At 61.7% G+C, this 22,034-nt stretch carries 21 protein-coding genes; 14 read left to right on the top strand and 7 right to left on the bottom strand.

Translation table 11 applies throughout. The annotated features are described in order from the left end of the window. The first annotated feature begins 55 nt into the window (after positions 1-55). The 10 genes from bioB (at position 56) to HBO12_RS11960 (ending at position 12,442) form a co-directional block, all read left to right on the top strand. Positions 56-1,111 (top strand): biotin synthase BioB, encoded by a 1,056-nt coding sequence (gene bioB / locus HBO12_RS11915; protein WP_169953757.1) that lies wholly within the window; start codon positions 56-58, stop codon positions 1,109-1,111. A gap of 156 nt (positions 1,112-1,267) precedes the next feature. Further along, on the top strand, positions 1,268-2,446 hold the full coding sequence (gene bioF, locus HBO12_RS11920) for an 8-amino-7-oxononanoate synthase (RefSeq protein ID WP_170042208.1): 1,179 nt from the start codon (positions 1,268-1,270) through the stop codon (positions 2,444-2,446). Further along, positions 2,439-3,170 (top strand): alpha/beta fold hydrolase, encoded by a 732-nt coding sequence (locus tag HBO12_RS11925; RefSeq protein ID WP_169953761.1) that lies wholly within the window; start codon positions 2,439-2,441, stop codon positions 3,168-3,170. The genes bioF and HBO12_RS11925 overlap by 8 nt, the downstream gene beginning before the upstream one ends. Beyond that, positions 3,163-3,975, top strand: coding sequence for a malonyl-ACP O-methyltransferase BioC (bioC, locus tag HBO12_RS11930; protein WP_170042209.1), 813 nt, complete (start codon positions 3,163-3,165; stop codon positions 3,973-3,975). Before HBO12_RS11925 ends, bioC begins: the two co-directional genes overlap by 8 nt. Then, complete coding sequence (gene bioD / locus HBO12_RS11935) at positions 3,972-4,652, top strand: dethiobiotin synthase (protein WP_169953763.1); 681 nt, start codon at positions 3,972-3,974, stop codon at positions 4,650-4,652. Before bioC ends, bioD begins: the two co-directional genes overlap by 4 nt. Before the next feature lie 107 nt (positions 4,653-4,759). Beyond that, entirely contained in the window at positions 4,760-5,041 is a 282-nt protein-coding gene (locus HBO12_RS11940) for a pyrroloquinoline quinone biosynthesis protein PqqE (protein WP_169953764.1), read from the top strand. 286 nt (positions 5,042-5,327) lie between these two features. Then, positions 5,328-7,133 carry a phenylacyl-CoA dehydrogenase gene (locus tag HBO12_RS11945; protein WP_029296902.1) on the top strand — a complete coding sequence of 602 codons (1,806 nt, stop codon included), beginning with the start codon at positions 5,328-5,330 and terminating at the stop codon, positions 7,131-7,133. A 207-nt stretch (positions 7,134-7,340) separates the two neighbouring features. After that, on the top strand, positions 7,341-8,633 hold the full coding sequence (locus tag HBO12_RS11950; protein WP_169953765.1) for a GGDEF domain-containing protein: 1,293 nt from the start codon (positions 7,341-7,343) through the stop codon (positions 8,631-8,633). Positions 8,634-8,723: 90 nt separating this feature from the next. Then, positions 8,724-10,508 (top strand): acyl-CoA dehydrogenase C-terminal domain-containing protein, encoded by a 1,785-nt coding sequence (locus HBO12_RS11955; protein WP_170042210.1) that lies wholly within the window; start codon positions 8,724-8,726, stop codon positions 10,506-10,508. A 155-nt stretch (positions 10,509-10,663) separates the two neighbouring features. Beyond that, a complete protein-coding gene (locus tag HBO12_RS11960) occupies positions 10,664-12,442 on the top strand; it encodes an acyl-CoA dehydrogenase C-terminal domain-containing protein (RefSeq protein WP_170042211.1) in 1,779 nt (592 codons plus the stop codon). Positions 12,443-12,669: 227 nt separating this feature from the next. Here the strand turns inward: HBO12_RS11960 and HBO12_RS11965 are convergent, their stop codons facing one another. Beyond that, complete coding sequence (locus tag HBO12_RS11965) at positions 12,670-13,590, bottom strand: LysR family transcriptional regulator (RefSeq protein WP_169953768.1); 921 nt, start codon at positions 13,588-13,590, stop codon at positions 12,670-12,672. A 206-nt stretch (positions 13,591-13,796) separates the two neighbouring features. Here HBO12_RS11965 and HBO12_RS11970 point away from each other — a divergent pair, with 206 nt between their 5' ends. From HBO12_RS11970 to HBO12_RS11985, 4 genes are all read left to right on the top strand, one after another. Next, on the top strand, positions 13,797-15,068 hold the full coding sequence (locus HBO12_RS11970; protein WP_169953769.1) for an aspartate aminotransferase family protein: 1,272 nt from the start codon (positions 13,797-13,799) through the stop codon (positions 15,066-15,068). Positions 15,069-15,299: 231 nt separating this feature from the next. Then, positions 15,300-15,665 carry a type II toxin-antitoxin system RelE/ParE family toxin gene (locus HBO12_RS11975; RefSeq protein WP_170042212.1) on the top strand — a complete coding sequence of 122 codons (366 nt, stop codon included), beginning with the start codon at positions 15,300-15,302 and terminating at the stop codon, positions 15,663-15,665. Next, positions 15,649-15,969 (top strand): helix-turn-helix domain-containing protein, encoded by a 321-nt coding sequence (locus tag HBO12_RS11980; protein ID WP_170042213.1) that lies wholly within the window; start codon positions 15,649-15,651, stop codon positions 15,967-15,969. The genes HBO12_RS11975 and HBO12_RS11980 overlap by 17 nt, the downstream gene beginning before the upstream one ends. 98 nt (positions 15,970-16,067) lie before the next feature. After that, positions 16,068-16,226: a YqaE/Pmp3 family membrane protein gene (locus tag HBO12_RS11985; RefSeq protein ID WP_010207008.1), complete on the top strand. Its 159-nt coding sequence runs from the start codon at positions 16,068-16,070 to the stop codon at positions 16,224-16,226. A 5-nt stretch (positions 16,227-16,231) separates the two neighbouring features. Here HBO12_RS11985 and pqqE read toward each other — a convergent pair whose 3' ends face one another. From pqqE to pqqF, 6 genes are all read right to left on the bottom strand, one after another. Further along, the gene (gene pqqE / locus HBO12_RS11990) at positions 16,232-17,362 is read right to left on the bottom strand and encodes a pyrroloquinoline quinone biosynthesis protein PqqE (protein ID WP_178121186.1); all 1,131 of its coding nucleotides are present in this window, start codon (positions 17,360-17,362) and stop codon (positions 16,232-16,234) included. Then, positions 17,355-17,630 carry a pyrroloquinoline quinone biosynthesis peptide chaperone PqqD gene (pqqD, locus tag HBO12_RS11995; protein ID WP_032858571.1) on the bottom strand — a complete coding sequence of 92 codons (276 nt, stop codon included), beginning with the start codon at positions 17,628-17,630 and terminating at the stop codon, positions 17,355-17,357. The genes pqqE and pqqD overlap by 8 nt, the downstream gene beginning before the upstream one ends. After that, on the bottom strand, positions 17,627-18,379 hold the full coding sequence (gene pqqC, locus HBO12_RS12000) for a pyrroloquinoline-quinone synthase PqqC (RefSeq protein ID WP_170042215.1): 753 nt from the start codon (positions 18,377-18,379) through the stop codon (positions 17,627-17,629). Before pqqC ends, pqqD begins: the two co-directional genes overlap by 4 nt. Positions 18,380-18,389: 10 nt before the next feature. Continuing rightward, entirely contained in the window at positions 18,390-19,301 is a 912-nt protein-coding gene (gene pqqB / locus HBO12_RS12005; protein ID WP_169953780.1) for a pyrroloquinoline quinone biosynthesis protein PqqB, read from the bottom strand. 75 nt (positions 19,302-19,376) lie between these two features. Beyond that, positions 19,377-19,451 carry a pyrroloquinoline quinone precursor peptide PqqA gene (gene pqqA, locus HBO12_RS12010; RefSeq protein WP_003194766.1) on the bottom strand — a complete coding sequence of 25 codons (75 nt, stop codon included), beginning with the start codon at positions 19,449-19,451 and terminating at the stop codon, positions 19,377-19,379. A gap of 163 nt (positions 19,452-19,614) precedes the next feature. After that, positions 19,615-22,002: a pyrroloquinoline quinone biosynthesis protein PqqF gene (gene pqqF, locus HBO12_RS12015; RefSeq protein ID WP_170042216.1), complete on the bottom strand. Its 2,388-nt coding sequence runs from the start codon at positions 22,000-22,002 to the stop codon at positions 19,615-19,617. Between the last annotated feature and the right edge of the window lie 32 nt (positions 22,003-22,034).

Consider the following 22,034-nt stretch of genomic DNA (forward strand, 5'->3'; position numbering starts at 1 on the left):
CTGTGGGTATTGCCCTACCCACAGCGCTTGCCCAAGCATAAACAAGGAATCGCCCATGAGCGCCAGCCTCACTGCCACCTTGCGTCACGACTGGTCTTTGGCCGAAGTCAAAGCCCTGTTCGTCCAGCCGTTCAATGACCTGTTGTTCCAGGCGCAGACCGTGCACCGCGCGCATTTCGATGCCAACCGCGTGCAGGTGTCCACCTTGCTGTCGATCAAGACCGGCGCTTGCCCGGAAGATTGCAAATATTGTCCGCAGTCGGGCCACTACAACACCGGCCTGGAAAAAGAAAAGCTGATGGAAGTGCAGAAAGTCCTCGAAGAGGCTGCGCGCGCCAAGGCCATCGGTTCGACCCGCTTCTGCATGGGCGCGGCCTGGAAGCACCCGTCGGCCAAAGACATGCCTTACGTGTTGCAGATGGTCAAAGGGGTGAAGGCCATGGGCCTGGAAACCTGCATGACCCTCGGGCGTCTTGACCAGGACCAGACCGAGGCCCTGGCCCAGGCCGGCCTGGACTACTACAACCACAACCTGGATACGTCGCCGGAGTTCTACGGCTCGATCATCACCACCCGCACCTACAGCGAGCGCCTGCAAACCCTGGCGTATGTACGTGATTCGGGGATGAAGATCTGCTCGGGCGGCATCCTCGGCATGGGCGAGTCCCTGGACGACCGCGCCAACCTGCTGATCCAACTGGCCAACCTGCCGGAGCATCCGGAGTCGGTACCCATCAACATGCTGGTCAAGGTGGCCGGTACGCCGCTGGAGAATGCCGAGGATATCGACCCGTTCGACTTTATCCGCATGCTCGCCGTGGCGCGCATCCTGATGCCGCAATCCCATGTGCGCCTGTCTGCTGGCCGCGAAGCGATGAACGAGCAGATGCAGGCCCTGGCATTTTTTGCCGGTGCCAACTCGATCTTCTATGGCGATAAATTGCTCACCACATCCAACCCGCAGGCGGACAAGGACATGCAACTGTTCTCGCGCCTGGGCATCCTGCCCGAAGCCCGCGAAGAACATGCCGATGAAGTGCACCAGGCGGCGATTGAGCAGGCGTTGGTCGAGCAGAAAAGCAGCGAGCAGTTCTACAACGCTGCCGTCTGAACCCCATCTCCCTATTGGAATGCAATCCAAATGTGGGAGCTGGCTTGCCTGCGATAGCGACCGATCAGTCACCTGATTGATCGACTGACCCTGCGCTATCGCAGGCAAGCCAGCTCCCACAGTGGGTCGGATTCAACCTGATTTATCGAGGCCAGCATGTCTTTCGATCTCGCCGCGCGCCTCGCTGCCCGCCGTACAGACCATCTCTACCGCCAGCGCCCGCTGCTGCAAAGCCCCCAGGGCCCGCAGGTGGTGGTGGACGGCCAGCCGTTATTGGCCTTTTGCAACAACGACTACCTGGGCCTGGCCAATCACCCGCAAGTCATCGAGGCCTGGCAGGCCGGCGCGGCCCGCTGGGGCGTGGGAGGTGGCGCCTCGCACTTGGTGGTTGGCCACAGCACCCCGCACCATGAGTTAGAGGAAGCGCTGGCCGAGTTCACCGGGCGCCCGCGTGCGCTGCTGTTCACCACCGGTTACATGGCCAACCTCGGTGCCGTCACCGCCTTGGTGGGGCAGGGCGATACGGTGCTCGAAGACCGGCTCAACCACGCGTCCCTGCTGGATGCGGGTTTACTGTCCGGTGCGCGCTTCAATCGCTATCTGCACAACGATGCGGTCAGCCTGGCCAAGCGCCTGGAAAAGGCCTGCGGCAATACCCTGGTGGTGACCGACGGCGTGTTCAGCATGGACGGCGACCTGGCGGACCTGCCGGCCCTGGTCCGCGAAGCCCGGGCCAAAGGCGCGTGGTTGATGGTGGATGACGCCCATGGCTTCGGACCGCTGGGCGCCACGGGCGGCGGGATCGTCGAGCATTTCGGCCTGAGCCAGGAGGATGTGCCGGTGTTGGTCGGCACCCTGGGCAAGGCCTTTGGCACCGCCGGGGCGTTTGTGGCTGGCAGTGAGGATCTGGTCGAAAGCCTGATCCAGTTCGCCCGCCCGTACATCTACACCACCAGCCAACCGCCGGCGCTGGCCTGCGCGACCCTGAAAAGCCTGGCGCTGCTGCGCAGCGAGCACTGGCGGCGCGAGCATCTGCGCACGCTGGTCCGCCAGTTCCGCCAGGGCGCCGAACAGATCGGCCTGGCGTTGATGGACAGCTTCACGCCGATCCAGCCGATCATGGTTGGCGACAGTGGCCGGGCGATACGCCTGTCACAGATGCTGCGCGAGCGCGGGATCATGGTCACAGCCATCCGCCCGCCCACGGTGCCGGCCGGCAGCGCGCGCTTGCGCGTGACCTTGACCGCCGCCCACAGCGAGGCGCAGGTACGACTATTGTTAGACGCATTGGATGAGTGTTTCCGCTTGTCAGGCCGGGAGTCCGACCATGCGTGACCGACTGATATTGCTTCCCGGCTGGGGCCTGGGTGTCTCGCCGCTGGAGCCCTTGGCCGCCGCCTTGCGCGGCCTGGACGAGCGCCTGCGGGTGGATATCGAACCACTGCCGGCGCTGCCGGGCGGCGACCTGAACGAATGGCTCGACGAACTCGACGCCACCTTGCCGGATAACGCCTGGCTGGGCGGCTGGTCGTTGGGCGGGATGCTCGCCTCTGAGTTGGCGGCACGGCGCGGCGAGCGCTGCTGCGGCTTGCTGACCTTGGCCAGCAACCCCTGTTTTGTGGCGCATGAGGGCTGGCCCAATGGGATGGCGGCGCAGGCTTTCGATGGGTTCCTGGCCGGCTGCCATGCCGACTCGCAAGTCACCCTCAAACGCTTCGGCCTGCTGTGCGCCAAGGGTACGCAAGACCCACGGGGCATCGCGCGCTTGCTGGTCAGCAGCGCGCCGGCTACCCCGTCCAGTGTATTGATGAGCGGCCTTGAGCTGCTAGCGCAACTGGACACCCGCGAGGCCTTGCAGGCTTTTCGTGGCCCACAGTTGCATCTGTTTGCCGGCCTGGACGAGTTGGTGCCCTGTGAGGCGGCCACTGACCTGTTGAAGTTACTGCCAGATGTTGAAGTCGGTCTGATTGAGCAGGCCGGCCACGCTTTCCTACTGGATAACCCCCACGGAGTGGCGGGGGCGATCCAGGCTTTTTTGCATGAGTGCGGTGATGACTGATTTGTCCCATCCTCCACTGCCGGGCGCCTTGCCCGACAAGCGCCAGGTCGCGGCGTCGTTTTCCAGGGCGGCGGCCAGTTATGACAGCGTGGCCGCGTTGCAGCGGGACGTGGGCCGCGAGTTGCTCGGGCGTTTGCCGTCGGCGTTGCAGCCCCGGCGCTGGCTCGACCTGGGCTGCGGCACCGGGTTCTTCAGCCGTGCATTGAACCAGGCATTTGCCCAGGGCCAAGGCCTGGCGCTGGATATCGCCGAAGGTATGCTCCATCACGCACGGCCCTTGGGCGGTGCCGAGCATTTTATCGCCGGGGATGCCGAGCGCTTGCCGCTACAGGACGGCAGCAGCGAGCTGATTTTTTCCAGCCTGGCGGTGCAGTGGTGTGCCGATTTTGCCGCGGTGCTCAGCGAAGCCCGGCGCGTGCTGCAGCCTGGCGGGGTGCTGGCGTTTGCCAGCCTGTGCGTCGGCACCCTGGATGAGCTGCGCGAAAGTTGGCGGGCGGCGGACGGGATGGTGCACGTCAATCGCTTCCGCCCGTTCAGTGCTTATCAACAGCTGTGTGCGGCCAGTGGCTTGCGTGTGGTGAGCCTGGAGCAGCGCCCCCATGTACTGCATTACCCGGATGTGCGCAGCCTGACCCACGAATTGAAAGCCTTGGGCGCGCATAATCTGAACCCGGGACGCCCGGGTGGCTTGACGGGCCGCGCGCGGATTGTTGCACTGGTGCAGGCCTATGAGCAGTTCCGCCAGGCTCAGGGCCTGCCGGCAACCTATCAAGTCGTGTACGCCGTATTGGAGAAACCACTATGAGCGCTGCCTATTTCATTACCGGCACCGACACCGATGTCGGCAAGACCACCGTTGCGGCCGGCCTGCTGCACGCCGCGCGGCAAGCGGGCAAGAGTACCGCCGCCGGCAAGCCGGTGGCCTCGGGCTGTGAAGTAACGCCCCGTGGCTTGCGCAACGCCGATGCCCTGGCCTTGCTGGCCGAGTGCTCGTTGCCGCTTACCTATGCCGAGGTCAATCCACTGGCCTTCGAGCCCGCCATCGCGCCGCACCTGGCGGCCCGTGAAGCTGGCGTGGCGTTGACCGTGCAGGCCCTGCTCAAGCCGATGCAGCACATCCTCGAAAAACACGCGGATTTCACCCTGATCGAAGGTGCAGGTGGCTGGCGCGTGCCGCTGGCTGACCAGGACAACCTGTCGGACTTGGCCAAGGCCTTGCAGCTACCGGTGATCCTCGTGGTGGGCGTGCGCCTGGGCTGTATCAATCATGCATTGTTGAGCGCCGAAGCCATCGCCCGGGACGGTCTGCCGTTGGCGGGCTGGGTGGCCAATATCATCGACCCGAAGACCTCCCGTCTGGAAGAAAACCTCGCCACCTTGGCCGAACGCCTGCCGGCGCCGTGCCTGGGCCGGGTGCCGCGCCTCAAGCAGCCCACGGCCGAAGCGGTGGCCGAGTACCTGCAACTGGACTTGCTTGATTAGTTTTTCCTAGCGATAAGGCATTATGCCATTAGTGTTATTGACGGGCCTTTTGCCAGATTGTCTGCTTCAATAAGGGTTCACGATTGATTGCAAGGCAGGTGCACGCCATGGACATCTCTGGAAGTAGCGCGTTTTATTCGGGCCTGAACACTATCCAGGCCGGGCAGAACCGCGTCGACCAGGCCGCCGGCAAAATTGCCAGTGCCGCCACCAGCCAGCCTTCGGATGCGCAGAATGACCGTTTGCAAGCGGTCAATCGCGGCCAGCCGACCGACTCGGCGAGCAATATGGTGGAACTGGCCGAAGGCAAGTTCCAGGTGGAGCTGGGCGCGAAAGTCGCCAAGGCTTCCGACGAAATGCTCGGCACATTGATCGACACCTACGCCTGATCCCCCTGACTCTCCTGTAGCAGCCGGCTGGCCGGCGATCGCGGCCTGCCTGGCACACCGCAATCGCCGGCCAGCCGGCTCCTGCCATTTTTCCCCCTGGAAATCCTGTGCGGCATCACGCTGCAGGCCTCGTCGCGCCTGGCGTTGACCTGCGTCATGACAAACGGCAGCCGCTGGGCGCTTGACAAGGATTGGTCGTAAACGTATGTTTCAAACAACTGTTTGACCGCTACAACAAATCCACGCGGTTGTTCATTCCAGGATTCATCAGCAGAGGTTTATCGCTATGCCTGACTACAAGGCCCCCTTGCGTGATATTCGCTTCGTTCGTGACGAACTGCTCGGCTACGAAGCGCACTATCAGAGTCTGCCGGCTTGCCAGGACGCTACCCCAGACATGGTTGACGCCATTCTCGAAGAAGGCGCCAAGTTTTGTGAGCAAGTGCTGGCCCCGTTGAACCGCGTCGGTGACATCGAAGGGTGCACCTGGAGCGAGTCAGGCGTTAAAACCCCTACTGGTTTCAAAGAAGCCTACAAGCAATTCGTCGAAGGCGGCTGGCCGAGCCTGGCCCACGACGTCGCGCACGGCGGCCAAGGCCTGCCGGAATCCCTGGGCCTGGCCGTCAGCGAGATGGTCGGTGAAGCCAACTGGTCGTGGGGCATGTACCCAGGCCTGTCCCATGGCGCGATGAATACCATTTCCGAGCACGGCACCCCCGAGCAGCAAGATGCCTACCTGACCAAACTGGTCTCGGGCGAGTGGACCGGCACCATGTGCCTGACCGAACCGCACTGCGGTACCGACCTGGGCATGCTGCGCACCAAGGCCGAACCTCAGGCCGACGGTTCCTACAAAGTCTCCGGCACCAAGATCTTCATCTCGGCCGGTGAGCACGACATGGCCGACAACATCGTCCACATCGTACTGGCCCGCCTGCCGGATGCTCCGGCTGGCACCAAAGGCATCTCGCTGTTTATCGTGCCTAAGTTCCTGCCCAACGCCGATGGTTCGGTGGGTGAGCGCAACGCGGTGTCCTGTGGTTCCCTGGAACACAAGATGGGCATCCACGGCAACGCCACCTGCGTGATGAACTTCGACGCGGCCACCGGTTACCTGATCGGCCCGGCGAACAAAGGCCTGAACTGCATGTTCACCTTTATGAACACCGCTCGCCTGGGTACCGCGCTGCAAGGCTTGTCCCACGCCGAGATCGGTTTCCAGGGTGGCCTCAAATATGCCCGTGACCGCCTGCAAATGCGCTCCCTGACTGGCCCGAAAGCGCCTGACAAGGCCGCTGACCCGATCATCGTGCACCCTGATGTACGCCGCATGCTGCTGACCATGAAAGCCTTCGCCGAAGGCAACCGTGCGATGGTGTACTTCACCGCCAAGCAAGTGGACATCGTCAAATACGGCACCGACGACGAAGCCAAGAAACAGGCAGATGGCCTGCTGGCGTTCATGACCCCGATCGCCAAGGCGTTCATGACCGAAGTCGGTTTTGAATCCGCCAACCACGGCGTACAGATCTACGGCGGCCACGGCTTCATCGCCGAGTGGGGCATGGAGCAGAACGTTCGCGACAGCCGCATCTCGATGCTGTACGAAGGCACCACCGGCATCCAGGCCCTGGACCTGCTCGGCCGTAAAGTGCTGATGACCCAGGGCGAAGCGCTCAAGGGCTTCACCAAGATCGTGCACAAGTTCTGCCAGGCCAACGAAGGCAACGCAGCGGTCAGCGAGTTCGTCGCACCGCTGGCTGCACTGAACAAGGAATGGGGCGAGTTGACCATGAAGGTCGGCATGGCGGCCATGAAGGACCGTGAAGAAGTCGGTGCCGCCTCCGTGGACTACCTGATGTACTCCGGTTATGCCTGCCTGGCTTACTTCTGGGCCGACATGGCACGCCTGGCTGCCGAAAAACTGGCTGCCGGCACCAGCGAAGAAGGCTTCTACACCGCCAAGCTGCAGACAGCGCGCTTCTACTTCCAGCGCATCCTGCCGCGTACCCGCACCCACGTGGCCACCATGCTGTCGGGCGCCAACAACCTGATGGACATGAAAGAAGAGAACTTCGACCTGGGCTACTAAGCCTAGGCCGGTTCCCTGCCAAGCCGCCGCTCTTTCGGGAGCGGCGGCTTTTTTGCGGGAGGCTGAAAAAACCTGAGCGGCGCGCTCAGGGATTGCTCCTTGCTGCCGTTACAGTGATGGCAATGTGATGCAGGTCACATTGAATGTGCTTAACTGTGAGCAATGAAGGCACTATGCCATCTTTTTTTGTGGGTCGGAGCTTTACCCTTGTCGCGCGCGTCCGCTGTACGTTTCAGTCATTTCCTACCATCGTTGCTGTTATTGCTAGCGGGGTTGTCGGCTGCTTACGTCAAGGACCTCAGCGTTTTCTTCACCTCGCTGTTCAACGTCCTGCCGACCCTGGTGCTGTTGCTGGGCGGTGCCTATTGCGCGGTGTACCGTCGCCAGCGTGAACTGTTCCTGATGGTGACGGTGTACGTCGCCTACTTCCTGCTGGACACCCAGACCGATTTCTATCGTGACCATGGCCGCGTGCGCGAAGACGCCGCCGTGGTGTTCCACCTGGTGTGCCTGCTGTTGCCGCTGCTGTTCAGCATCTATGCCTTGTGGCAGGAGAAAACCCACCTGTTCCGCGACTTTGTCGCACGCTGCGCGGTGCTGCTTGCCGTCGGCAGCGTGGCCCTGGGCCTGGAGCAGAGTTACCCGGGGCCGTTGCTCAACTGGCTGGCGGAGATTCGCTGGCCGGCGCTGCATGGCGCGTGGATGAGCTTGATCCAACTGTCGTACCCGATGTTCCTGCTGGGCTTTGTCGCATTGGCGGCGCAGTACTGGCGCGAGCCTCGGCCGCTGCACGCCGCGCAGTTGGTGGGGTTGCTGGGAATGTTCTGGATGTTGCCGCAGACCTTCATCCTGCCGTTCACCCTGAACATCATGTGCAGCCAGGTGATGTTGATGATTGCTGCGGGTGTGTCCCATGAGGCCTATCAGATGGCCTTTCGTGATGAGCTCACCGGACTGCCGGGACGCCGCGCCCTCAATGAACGCATGCAGCGCCTGGGGCGCAACTATGTGCTGGCGATGAGCGACGTCGACCACTTCAAGCGATTCAACGACACCCACGGCCACGACGTCGGCGACCAGGTGCTGCGGTTGGTCGCCAGCAAACTGTCGAAAGTCAGCGGCGGTGGCCGGGCCTATCGGTATGGCGGCGAAGAGTTTGCCGTGGTGTTTGCCGGCAAGACCCTGGATGAATGCCTGCCGCACCTGGAAGAAATCCGCGAGATCATTGCCAACTACCACATCAAGTTGCGCAATCAGGACAGTCGCCCCCAGGACGACCACCAAGGTCGCCAGCGCCGTTCGGGCGGCGGCGATTCCAGTGTCTCGGTGACCGTGAGCATCGGCGTCGCCGAGCGCCAGGCCGAGCAGCGCACCCCGGAAGAAGTGCTCAAGTGCGCCGACCAGGCGCTGTACAACGCCAAGGGCGCCGGGCGTAACTGCGTGGTGGCGGCCGGCCAGAATCGCCGTGGCGCGGTGCGCATGCAGGGCGCTGCCGGTTGAGTGATGGTGATGTATTCAGCGCCTGTACAGTGATTGTCCGGGGCCCCTGGCGGCAGTAGGTTTAAACAATCTGCCGCCGGAGACATCACCATGCCTGCCTATAAAGCCCCCCTGCGTGACATGCGCTTTCTGATCGATCACGTGTTTGATTTCCCAGCTCACTACGCTGCCCTGGGGGCCACCGAGGCCAGCCCGGATATGGTCAGCGCGATCCTCGAAGAAGGCGCCAGGTTCTGCGAGAACGTGCTTGCGCCGTTGAACCGTCCGGGGGACGAAGAAGGCTGCCATTTCGATAATGGCGTGGTGACCACCCCCAAAGGCTTCAAGGAAGCCTTCGCACAATACGTCGAAGGCGGTTGGCACGGCCTGGCGGCGGACCCGGCCTACGGCGGCCAGGGCCTGCCGTCTTCCCTGGGCTTGGTGCTCAGCGAGATGATCGGCTCCAGCAACACCTCCTGGGGCATGTATCCGGGCCTGACCCACGGCGCCATGTCGGCGATCCATGCCCACGGCACCGCAGAGCAAAAAGACACCTACCTGAGCAAACTCACCGCCGGCCAGTGGACGGGCACCATGTGCCTGACCGAAGCCCATTGCGGCACGGACCTGGGCATCATCAAGACCCGCGCCGTGCCCCAGGCCAATGGCAGCTACGCGGTAACCGGCAGCAAAATCTTCATCTCCGCCGGCGAGCATGACATGAGCGAAAACATCATCCACCTGGTGTTGGCCAAGTTGCCGGATGCGCCTGCTGGCACCAAGGGTATTTCGCTGTTTATCGTGCCCAAGTTCCTCGCCGATTCCGGGGCGCGCAATGGGGTCAGTTGCGGCTCCATCGAACACAAGATGGGGATCAAGGCCTCGGCCACCTGCGTGCTGAATTTCGATGGTGCCGAGGGTTACCTGATTGGCGAGGCCAACAAGGGCCTGAACTGCATGTTCACCATGATGAACCATGCGCGCCTGGGCACGGGCATGCAGGGGCTGTGCCTGGGGGAGGCGAGCTTCCAGGGCGCGATCAAGTACGCCAACGACCGCTTGCAGATGCGCTCCCTGACGGGCGCCAAGGCGCCGGATAAGCCGGCAGATCCGATCATCGTGCACCCCGATGTGCGGCGCATGTTGCTGACCATGAAAGCCTTCAACGAAGGCAACCGCGCCCTGACTTACTTCACCGCGCAACTGCTGGACACCGCGCACCTGGGCGACGACCCGCAGCAACGCCAGGAAGCGGAGGACCTGCTGGCATTCCTCACGCCGATCTGCAAAGCCTTTATGACCGAAACCGGCCTGGAAGTGACCAACCACGGCATGCAGGTGTTTGGTGGCCACGGTTTTATCCGTGAGTGGGGCATGGAGCAACTGGTGCGCGATTGTCGGATCGCGCCGATCTACGAAGGCACCAACGGTATCCAGGCCCTGGATTTGCTGGGGCGCAAGGTGCTGGGCAGCCAGGGCAAGTTGCTGCGTGGCTTTACCAAAATTGTGCATAAGTTTTGCGCGGCGCATGCCGAGCACCCGCAACTCAAGGCCCAGGTCACGCAACTCAATGAGCTGAACCAGCAATGGGGCGAATTGACCACCAAGGTCGGCATGGCCGCGATGAAAAACCCCGATGAAGTCGGCGCCGCCGCCCTGGATTACTTGATGTACAGCGGTTACATCATCCACGCCTACCTGTGGTTGCGCATGGCCCTGGTGGCCCAGGCGCAGTTGGATGCGGGCAATGGCGATGGCGATTACGCCCGGGGCAAGCTGGCGACCTGCGAGTTTTATTTCAAGCGCCTGTTACCGCGCACCAGTGCCCATCGCGCGGCGGTGGAAGCGGGCAGTGACTGCCTGATGAGCCTGCCTGCCGAACTGTTCGCCCTGTAGGCGCCGGGCTACCGGCTCCTACAGGGATCGTTGTGACTGAAAGATACTTGTTGGTCACAAGCAGACCCTATGTGTCACAAAAGTTGTTCGGTTACACTCTGGGTCTGTGAAACCGATCCTACCGAATCACTTTTAACGTTCTCACGAGGTTTGCCATGGCTGACTACAAAGCGCCGCTGCGCGATATGCGCTTCGTCCTCAACGAAGTATTCGAGGTTGCCAAGCTGTGGGCGCAACTGCCGGCCCTGGCCGAGACCGTGGATGCTGAAACGGTCGAGGCGATCCTTGAGGAAGCCGGCAAAGTCACCGCCAAGACCATCGCCCCCTTGAGCCGCAGCGGCGACGAAGAAGGTTGCCGCTGGGACAACGGCGTGGTTACTACCCCGGCCGGGTTCCCCGAAGCCTACAAGACCTACGCTGAAGGCGGCTGGGTCGGCGTTGGTGGCGATCCAGCCTACGGTGGCATGGGCATGCCCAAGGCCGTATCGGCCCAGGTCGAAGAAATGATCAACTCCTCGGGGTTGGCGTTTGGCCTGTACCCCATGCTGACGTCCGGCGCCTGCGTGTCGATCAATACCCACGCCAGTGACGAACTCAAAGCCACCTACCTGCCGAATATGTACGCAGGGGTGTGGGCCGGTTCCATGTGCCTGACCGAACCGCATGCTGGCACCGATCTTGGGATTATTCGCACCAAGGCTGAGCCTCAGGCGGACGGTTCCTACAAGGTCAGCGGCACCAAGATCTTCATCACCGGTGGCGAACATGACCTCACCGAAAACATCATCCACCTGGTGCTGGCCAAGTTGCCGGACGCCCCGGCCGGTCCCAAGGGCATCTCGTTGTTCCTGGTGCCCAAGTTCATGGTCAATGCCGATGGCAGCCTGGGCGCGCGCAACCCGGTGACCTGTGGCTCGATCGAACACAAGATGGGCATCCAGGCCTCTGCGACCTGTGTGATGAACTTCGACGAAGCCGTTGGCTACCTGGTCGGCGAGCCGAACCGTGGCCTGGCGGCGATGTTCACCATGATGAACTACGAGCGCCTGGGCGTCGGCATCCAGGGGCTGGCGACTGGCGAGCGTTCTTACCAGAACGCTGTTGAGTACGCCCGTGACCGTCTGCAAAGCCGTTCGCCGACCGGCCCCAAGGCCAAGGACAAGATCGCCGACCCGATCATCAACCACCCTGACGTGCGTCGCATGTTGCTGACCATGAAGGCGGCAAACGAAGGCGGCCGGGCGTTCTCCACTTATGTGGCGATGCAACTGGACACCGCCAAGTTCAGCGAAGACGCCGCGACCCGCAAGCGCGCGGATGACCTGGTGGCGCTGCTGACCCCGGTTTCCAAGGCGTTCCTCACCGACCTGGGCTTGGAAACCACCGTGCACGGCCAGCAGATTTTCGGCGGCCATGGTTACATTCGCGAGTGGGGCCAGGAGCAACTGGTGCGTGATGTGCGCATCACCCAGATCTACGAAGGCACCAACGGTATCCAGGCGCTGGACTTGATGGGGCGCAAGATCGTTGGCAGCGGCGGGGCGTTCTACACCCTGTTTGCCGATGAGATCCGCCATTTCATCAGCACTGCCAGCAGCGACCTGGCTGAGTTCACCCAGCCCCTGAGCGCTGCGGTGGACGAGCTCGACACCTTGACCGCCTGGGTGCTGGACCGCGCCAAGACCAACCCGAATGAAATCGGCGCGGCCTCGGTGGAGTATCTGCACGCCTTTGGCTACATGGCCTATGCCTACATGTGGGCGCTGATGGCCAAGGCGGCCTTGGGTAAAGAGGCCCAGGAAGACTTCTACGCCAGCAAATTGGGGACGGCGCGCTTCTACTTTGCCCGCCTGCTGCCGCGCATTAACTCCCTGAGCGCCTCGGTCAAAGCCGGCAGTGAATCGCTGTTCTTGCTGGACGAAGCGCAGTTCTAAGCGGGGGAGGGCGTGTAAGCATTCTCTTACGTGACGTGCTGCTAATCGTCCTCTATCGCCAGATTGGATCCACAGCTAATCTACTTCACATGGACGTCGCGCAGGAAGCGCAAAGCAACAACAGGGACACGTAGGATTCTGCCAGGGTGGCGGAGTGAAATGGATGTCAGGGAAACAGTCTGCAAAGCCCCGCTTCGGCGGGGTTTTCTTATTGCCTGCGAAAAAGTTCAGGCCAGCCCGTCTACTGTGGCCGTCGGCCCATGGGGACCGTTCATCACGTCTTCGAGCAAGGTGCGCAGCAACTCAAGCGTCGCCTGTTGCCGTTGCACATCCCGACACACCAGCCCCACCTTCAGCGGCACCCGTGGCTCGCTCAAGGGCTTCCACAACAGCGCTTGGCTGCTATGTTCGTCCTGGGAGCGGCCAGGCAGTACCGTCGCCAGTTTGGTATGGGGCAGGCTGTCGAGAATCCCCACCATGGTGTTCAGCTCCGCTTGGACCTGTGGCCGGCGCCCCAGGTTCGCCAACTGTGCCTGCCAGATCTGCCTGACCTGGAACTCTTCCCCCAACAGCAGCATGGGCAGTTCCGCCGCTTGCTTGAGGGAGACCTTCTTGAATTCACGCAAGGGATGGTCGGATGGGATGACCACTTTCAGTTCATCTTCATACAGCAGCACACCGTGCAAACCGGGCTGGCGTGCCGGCAAGTAACTGATGCCGATGTCCAGCGAGCCGTTGAGCAGGCGGCGTTCGATCTCCAGGCCCGTCAACTCGTAGATCTGCACCACCAGGTGCGGCTGGGCCTTGCGTACCCGTTCCAGCATCTGCGGTACCAGGCTGGTATGCACGGTTTGCAGTACGCCGATGGCCAAGGTACGCAGCGCCTGGCCCTTGAAGTGGCGCAGGGCCTCGACGGCTTGCTGCATGCCATCGAGCAATGGCAGGGCGTGGTTGTACAAGGTGTGGGCAGCCAGGGTCGGCAACAGGCGTTTGCTGCTGCGCTCGAACAGGCTCACGTCGAGGTTCTGCTCCAACTGGCGGATTTGCTGTGACAAGGCCGGCTGGGAGATCGACAGGCGCTCTGCAGCCCGGCCGACATGGCCTTCCTCGTACACCGCGACGAAATAACGCAGTTGCTTGAAATCCATAAGTAATGCTTATCGAAAAAGCTGGAAAATCGAAATGGCTGTACGCCCCCAAGGCGCCTAGTCTAGCGCCTATTCACAGGGCTTACAGGGCCAAGAAGCGAGATGAATACCGTTTACAGCGATGGTGTTTACATAGGCAAGGCAAAAAACGACGTGACGGGCTTGCGCCAATCCAGGGTTGCCAACAACCTGCGGGGTGTGCAGGCATGAACCTGTTCAACCTGCGACGCCCGGCACCGAGCCTGGATGATCTGTTACTGGACGCGAAAACCCCGATGCTGCGTGATGAGCTTTCCAGCCAATCATTGATGCCCACCGTGGCCCGTCCGCCACAGGTTTTCGTACGCGGCCAGGGATCCTGGCTATGGGACAGTGAAGACCGTGCCTACCTGGACTTTACCCAAGGCGGTGCTGCCAACAGCCTTGGCCACAGCCCTTCGGTATTGGTGCGCGCGTTGGCCGACCAGGCGCAGGCGCTGATCAACCCTGGCAGCGGCCTGCACAACCGCAGCCAACTGAACCTGGTGGACCGCCTGTGCCACAGCACCGGCAGCGACCAGGCCTACCTGCTCAACAGCGGTGCGGAAGCCTGCGAGGCGGCCATCAAGTTGGCGCGCAAATGGGGCCAACTGCATCGCAGTGGCGCCTATCGCATCATCACTGCCAGCAACGCTTGTCATGGTCGCAGCCTGTCTACACTGGCGGCCTCTGGCGACAATCGTTTCGAGCCGCAACTGCCGGGCTTCTGCCACGTACCGTTCAACGACCTGCCAGCCCTGCATGCCGCAGTCGATGCGCACACCGTGGCGATCATGCTGGAGCCGATCCAGAGCGACGCCGGCGTCATTCCGGCCACCGAGCATTACCTCAAGGGCGTGGAGCGGCTGTGCCGGGAGCTGGGCATCCTGCTGATCCTCGACGAAGTGCAGACCGGCATGGGCCGTTGCGCCACCTTGCTGGCCGAACAACACTACGGCGTGCGCGCCGATATCGTCACCCTGGGCAAAGGCCTGGGCGGCGGAGTGCCATTGGCGGCGCTGCTGGCTCGCGGCAAGGCCTGCTGCTTTGAGCTGGGCGAGCTGGAAGGTACCCATCACGGCAATGCCCTGATGGCCGCTGCCGGCGTCGCCGTGCTCGATAGCGTGCTGGGTCACGGCTTCCTCGAACACGTGCGTGATACCGGCCAATACCTGGGCGAAGGCCTGGCGCGCCTTGCCCACCGCTATGGCCAGGGCGAACTGCGGGGCCAGGGCCTTTTGTTGGGCCTGGGCTTGTCAGATGATTCGGCAGATGCGGTGGTAAAGGCGGCACTGTATGAAGGTCTTATCCTCAATGCTCCCCAACCCGACTGCCTGCGCTTTACCCCGGCGCTGACGGTGAGCAAGAGCAATATTGACGAAATGCTGCTGCGTCTGGCCCGCGCTTTTTCCCGTGTGCATACCACCCAACTGCAGTGCCGCAAGGGCATTGCTGTTTAACCTTTATTCCTGAACCGTCTCGCGTTATACGCGGCGCCTCCAGCCTGATTTTTTTGGTTGGGGGCGTTTTTTTGTGTGTAATTTTTGGATTGAAAAGGAGGCTTGAGCCTCATCGAAATAAATGGCTTTTTAGCGGGCACCGGCAGGGAGTGCCGGTAGGGCGCAAGGATTTTGTATGCGCTCTTTCTAATCTATACCACTGGGTGGTATGTTTGTGATGAATGGATGCCTATGAAACTCAGGCTGTTCAAAAGCCGGCATTTTGCTGAAGCTGCCCGCAAAGCCTGGATCGGTGATATGGAATTGGGCGAGGCATTTGGCCAAATGCTCAGGGGGCAGGCGGATAATATGGGCGGCGGAGTTTGGAAGAAACGCCTCAATCACAACCGTCATCGTTCGATCGTCCTGGCGAAGGGCAGGCATTACTGGGTTTATCAGTTTCTGTTCGCCAAACAAGACCAGAGCAAAATCAGCCACAAGGAATTGGCTGGGTTTAGGGCGTTGGCAAAGGCCTATGAGGGCTTAAACGAAATACAGATCCAGCAGTTACTGGATCTCAGGGAGTTTGTGGAGATACATCATGAGCAAAAAATATGAAAGTGAAGCGCTGGAGTCCATCCACCAATCGGCCAGCGCGCTGCATTCGATCGGCGCCATCAGCAAGACCACCCTTCGTGAGTTCGATGAGATGTGCATTGCGCCTGTGCCGGCGCAGATACCTGCCGACCAGATCAAGCAACTGCGCGAGCGCAGTCATGTCAGCCAACCGGTGTTCGCCCGTTACCTGAACACCAGTGCGTCGACAATCAAGCAATGGGAATCCGGCGAGAAGCAGCCCAGCGGCATGGCGCTCAAGTTGCTGAGCATCGTGCAAAAGCACGGGTTGGAGATCCTCGCCTGAGGAGGATGGCCCGGTGCCAGATTCCACTGAACCCTCACGCGCGGCCAGGGTCGATTAGCTGTACGGCTCACACGAGCCGATTTTTCGGAGCTGAACCCATGGATATCATTCGTATCATCATCGCCATCCTGTTGCCGCCATTGGGTGTGTTCCTGCAAGTGGGCTTCGCCGGCGCGTTCTGGCTGAATATCCTGCTGACCTTGTGCGGTTACTTCCCGGGCATCATTCACGCGGTATACATCATCGCCAAGCGCTGAAACCTTCAGCCTTTTGCGATCAGCCGGGAGTTTCGCTCATTGCGAAAAGCCAGTTGCTCGATAGTCTGCGTGGCGTGCTCGGCTTCGAGCCGGGCATTGAGGATGATCCCGTGATCGGCGGATTTGCTGCATACCGGGTCGGCGTTGCTGGCGTCGCCAGTCAGCATGAAAGCCTGGCAGCGGCAGCCGCCGAAGTCCTTTTCCTTCTCGTCGCACGAGCGGCACGGCTCGGGCATCCAGTCGTAGCCGCGAAAGCGGTTGAAACCAAACGAGTCGTACCAGATGTGCTGCATGCTGTGGTCGCGCACATTGGGAAACTGCACCGGCATCTGTCGGGCGCCGTGACAAGGTAGGGCGGTGCCGTCTGGTGTGACTGTCAGAAAGATACTACCCCAGCCATTCATACAGGCCTTCGGGCGTTCCTCGTAGTAGTCCGGCGTGACAAAGATCAGCTTGCAGGGGTGACCTTCGGCTTGCAGCTTGGCGCGGTATTCGTTGGTGATGCGTTCGGCGCGGGTCAGTTGTGCCTGGGTCGGTAGCAAGCCGACGCGGTTAAGCTGGGCCCAGCCATAGAACTGGCAGGTGGCGAGCTCGACAAAGTCCGCCTCAAGGGCAATACACAGTTCGATGATGCGGTCGATCTTGTCGATATTGTGTCGATGAGTGACGAAGTTCAGCACCATCGGATAACCATGGGCTTTGACCGCCCGGGCCATTTCCAGCTTCTGCGCGAAGGCCTTTTTGGAGCCGGCCAGCAGGTTGTTCACCTGCTCGTCGCTGGCCTGGAAACTGATCTGGATATGGTCCAGGCCAGCCTTTTTGAAGTCACTGATCTTCTGCTCGGTCAGGCCGATGCCGGAGGTGATCAGGTTGGTATAGAACCCCAGCTTGCGGGCTTCGCCGATCAGTTCGGCAAGATCCTGGCGCACCAGCGGCTCACCGCCGGAAAACCCCAGCTGTGCCGCACCCATCTCCCGGGCCTCGCGAAACACCTTGATCCACTGTTCGGTGCTCAACTCCTTGCCTTGTTCGGCGAAGTCCAGCGGGTTGGAGCAATACGGGCACTGCAGCGGGCAGCGATAGGTCAGCTCGGCGAGCAACCATAGCGGCAGGCCAATCTCGGGCTTTTCAGGCAAGTTCGATCCAGTGCTCTGCACGTGCGACCTCCATGAATTGCTCGATGTCTTCACCGAGTTCGGGCACGCCGGGGAATTGCTGCTCCAGCTCGCCAATGATCGCTGCCACGCTGCGCTCACCGTCGATCAAGCCACCAATCAACGCAGCACTGTCGTTGAGCTTGATCATGCCTTCGGGGTACAGCAACACATGGCCTTTCTGCGCCGGCTCGTACTGGTAGCGATAGCCCTGGCGCCACGTCGGCTTTTTGCTGCGGTCAAAACTCATAGGGTGATCCCTTTATGCCAGACCCGCTGCGCGGTCACGCTGTGATAAGGCGGGCGGTTCAGTTCGTAGGCCATGCTCATGGCATCGAGCATGCTCCAAAGGATGTCCAGTTTGAACTGGAGAATCTCCAGCATCCGCTCCTGGCCGGCGCGGGTGGTGTAGTGCGCAAGCGTGATCGCCAGCCCATGCTCGACATCACGTCGGGCCTGGCCCAGGCGGGTGCGGAAATACTCGTAGCCGGCAGGGTCGATCCATGGGTAATGCTGGGGCCAGCTGTCGAGGCGCGACTGGTGGATCTGCGGGGCGAACAGCTCGGTCAGCGAGCTGCTGGCGGCTTCCTGCCAATTGGCCCGGCGGGCGAAATTGACGTAGGCATCGACGGCAAACCGCACGCCGGGCAGCACCAGTTCCTGGGAGCGCAGTTGATCCGGGTCCAGGCCCACGGCCTGGCCCAGGCGCAGCCAGGCTTCGATACCGCCGTCTTCGCCGGGGGCGCCATCATGGTCGAGCAGGCGCTGGATCCATTCGCGGCGGATTTCCCGGTCCGGGCAGTTGGCCAGGATCGCGGCGTCTTTCAGCGGAATGTTCACCTGGTAGTAGAACCGGTTGGCGACCCAGCCCTGGATCTGCTCGCGGGTGGCCCGGCCTTCATACATCGCCACATGGTAGGGGTGATGGATATGGTAGAAGGCGCCCTTGGCCCGCAAGGCCTGTTCAAAGTCGGCGGGGTTCAGCGGTGTATCGGTCATTGGGGCTCTCCTACAGTTCAATGCTCATGCCGTCGTAGGCTACTTCTACATTGCGTCGCGCCAACTCGGCTCGCTCGGCAGAGTCTTCGTCGAGGATCGGGTTGGTGTTGTTGATGTGGATAAGCACCTTGCGCTGCTTGGGCAGTTGCTCCAGTACCTCCAGCATGCCGCCGGGGCCGTTCTGTGCCAGGTGGCCCATTTCGCGGCCGGTACGGGTGCCGACGCCACGGCGCTGCATTTCATCGTCATCCCACATCGTGCCATCCACCAACAGGCAGTCGCTGCCGGCCATGATCTCCAAGAGCGGCGCGTCTACCTTGCCCAGGCCGGGGGCGTAGAACAGTTTGCCGCCGGTGCGCAGGTCTTCGACGATCAGGCCGATATTGTCACCGGGGTGCGGGTCGAACCGATGGGGCGAGTAGGGCGGCGCGGCACTGCGCAGAGGCAGCGGGGTGAAGCGCAGGTTGGGGCAGGCGGGAATAGTGAAGCTGGCATCCAGCTCGATGCGCTGCCAATCGAGGCCGCCATTCCAGTGAGTCAACATGGTGAACAGCGGGAATCCGGTGCTCAGGTCTTCGTGGACCATGTCGGTGCACCACACCTGGTGCGGGCAGCCTTCGCGCAAGCTGAGCAGGCCGGTGGTGTGGTCGATCTGGCTGTCCATCAAGATGATTGCGCTGATCCCGGTATCGCGCAGTGCTCGGCCCGGTTGCATCGGCGCAAAACCTTGCAGTTGCGCGCGGATATCCGGCGAGGCGTTGCATAACACCCAGTTCACGCCATCGTCGGACAGGGCGATGGACGATTGGGTTCGTGCCTGGGCCCGCAGGCTGCCGTCGCGAAAGCCGGCGCAGTTCACGCAGTTGCAGTTCCACTGCGGGAAACCGCCACCGGCCGCCGAACCTAGAATCTGGACAAACATCGCCGCTCCTTCACACAAGACTCAAAATAAAAACGCCCCGGCGAGCCGAGGCGTTGCATTGCAATACAAAAGCACTCAGCGGCTGGCGAAGTACATGGTGACTTCAAAACCGATACGCAGATCAGTGTAAGCAGGTTTGGACCAAGTCATATTCATACTCCTACGAAGGGATGGGACGTTTACTACCAAGTAATACATATAGTCCACCTCCAAGCGGAGATGTTCAGATGCGTGGCGGAATATTACTCATTTCTCGTCAAGCTAGCGCTGTCTTGGTGGAAAAAGCCTGTTGCAGCATCGGCAACGATCAGAATCATATCTGCCAGTCATCGCTCACCGCCGCACCATTGGCCAGGCAGTGCCAGCCGCCGGCGGCTTGCTCGAGTCGCTGCGCCGCATCCACCAGGTTCTGCCGGTTGCGCGCCTGGATCATCTGTTGCAGTTGCTCAAGATAGTCCGCGCCACGCCCCGCCAAATGCGCCTGCCAGAGCAACTCCGCGGCTTGGGCGGTGGGCAGTGTTTGTGGCGAGAACTGCTGGGCCAGGGTGGTGTTGCCCAAGTCGTTACTCCCACCGATCAACGCTGGCAGTTGCTTGAGAAAGACCTGGATGTGCTCGAACAGGCCCGCAAGCGCGACACTGGGTGACTGCACGCCAAACAGCAGGCCGGTTTGCCCATTGAACTGTCGGATGCCACTGAATACTGCGTAGCCCACTTGTAACTCGACACGTAGGCGTTGGTAAAACGGGGTTTGCGCCAGGTGAGCGAGCAACCGCCAGTCGGCCTCGTCGGTGAGGGACTGGCTGGGTGTCGGGCAAAACAGCAGCAAGGCGTCTTCGTCGCCATCGGTTGCTACGGTGTGCCAGCGATGCGGGCCGTTGATGGGCTGGGCTTTGTGTTCACTGTCGGCACAGTGCCCGGGTAGGCGCGCCGCCGCGCTTTTGATGGCCATTTCGCACGCAGCCGGCAGGCCCATGCCCAAGCCTTGCCAGCGGGCGGTGGCCCAACGGTCAGGTGGCGCGGTGACGTCAGCGATGTCGGCAAAGCAGGCCGGCAATGCCTTGAGCAGCTCGCGAATGGCCATCTGCGGCGCCGGCCTGGCGAGTGCGTCCTGCCAAAGGTCGGCGTCAGGCTGGGTCAGGTCGCGTGCCAGTTGCTCGACGATAGCGGGCATGGGTTCATGCAGCCCGCTCATTTTCAGCAGCCAGGCATTGCCTACGGCTTCCCAGGACACTTGCACCCCGGCCTGACGGGCGTTGGTTTGCAGTGTTTGCAGGCTGTTGCCCAAGCCATGTGCGGGCGAATCCAGTTGCCAGCGCAGGTAGAGGGCGCCTTCGTCGCTATCGGCCGGCAATGCTTGGCTGAACGACAGGCCTGGCAGTTCGCGCCGGCCACGGGAGCGATCCTGGGCGAAGGTGCGCAAGCCCCGATGGGCGCTGGTCTGCCCGCGAATCAGCCCGGGGCGGTGTTCCTGGGGTAACCGTTGCAGGAATGGGTTGCCTGGCGGGAGCTGCCAGGCCTGTTGCGCGAGCGACGGTTGCAGTGCAATCAGCATGGCCTTGAGGGCTTGGCAGTGCGGCTCGGACAACTGAGTTTGAAGGTTCTCACTGTCCTGACGGGCCAGGCCCAAGGCGCCACTGATTTGCTGTTGGCGGTCGATCAGCCGGGCATATTCTTCGCGCAGCGCAGCCCAGTCGCTGTGGGCGAAAAAGCTTAACCAGTCGTTCAATAGTGCTTCGATTGCCGGGACTTGTTGTGAACCCTTGGGCCCCAGGGTGAACTCGATATCCAGCAGCGCCTGCCCGGCGAACTGGTACGGCACCCTGGCGTGCAGCGCGCTTACCCAGCCACGGGTTTTCAACTCGGCCAGCAAACCACCAGGTGCCTGCGCATTCAGCCAGGTGCAGAGGAAGTCCAAGGCTTCGCGGGGCGCGTTGCAGGCGATGAGGTGGTGCAGATGATGTTGATCCAGGTATTGATAGCGATGTTTATTGCTGTCCATCAACGCCGGCGGTGCCTGCTGCGGGCGCAGCGGGCCAGCGCGCAGGCGATCGCCAAAGTGCTGGGCCAAGGCTTGCAGCTCCTGAAGCGATTGCGGGCCGGCAAGGCTCAGGGTCATTTGCCCTGTGTGATAGAAGTCTTGATAAAACCCCAGCAAACCGTGTTGGAAGTCCTCGTGTGGCACCGGCAGGCTGTCGCGATTGCCCGCATGGAAACCCCGCAGTGGATGCGCGGCAGCGAGGCCTTCGAGCATCGCCACTTGATGCTGTGCCTCGGCATCCTGGGCCCAGGCGACAAACTCTGCCTGTAACACCTCACGCTCGCGCAACTGATCGTCCATCGCCAGGCGCGGGTGAGCGAGCATATCCACCAGACGCTGCAGCGCGTCGCCAAACACTGGGGTGGGCACTTCGAAGAAGAAGTCGGTGGTGCGTTCGCGGGTGCTGGCGTTGACCTGCCCACCGTGGCGTTGCACGTAGGCCATCAAACCGTCAGGTGCAGGAAAAGCCTCGGTGCCGAGAAACAGCAGGTGCTCCAGAAAATGCGCCAGCCCCGGCCAGGCCAACGGCACATCATGGCTGCCGGCCGCTACCCGCAGGGCCGCGGCACAGCGCTTGAGACGTGGGGCGTGACGCAGGGAAACGCGCAGGCCATTGGCCAGGGTCAGTTGCAGGTGATGAGGGTGGGCCGGCACAGGCATGAGCACTTCCAGAACGTAGGAAGTGCCTATGC

The sequence above is a fragment of the Pseudomonas sp. WS 5059 genome (assembly GCF_012985525.1).
Taxonomy (GTDB): domain Bacteria; phylum Pseudomonadota; class Gammaproteobacteria; order Pseudomonadales; family Pseudomonadaceae; genus Aquipseudomonas.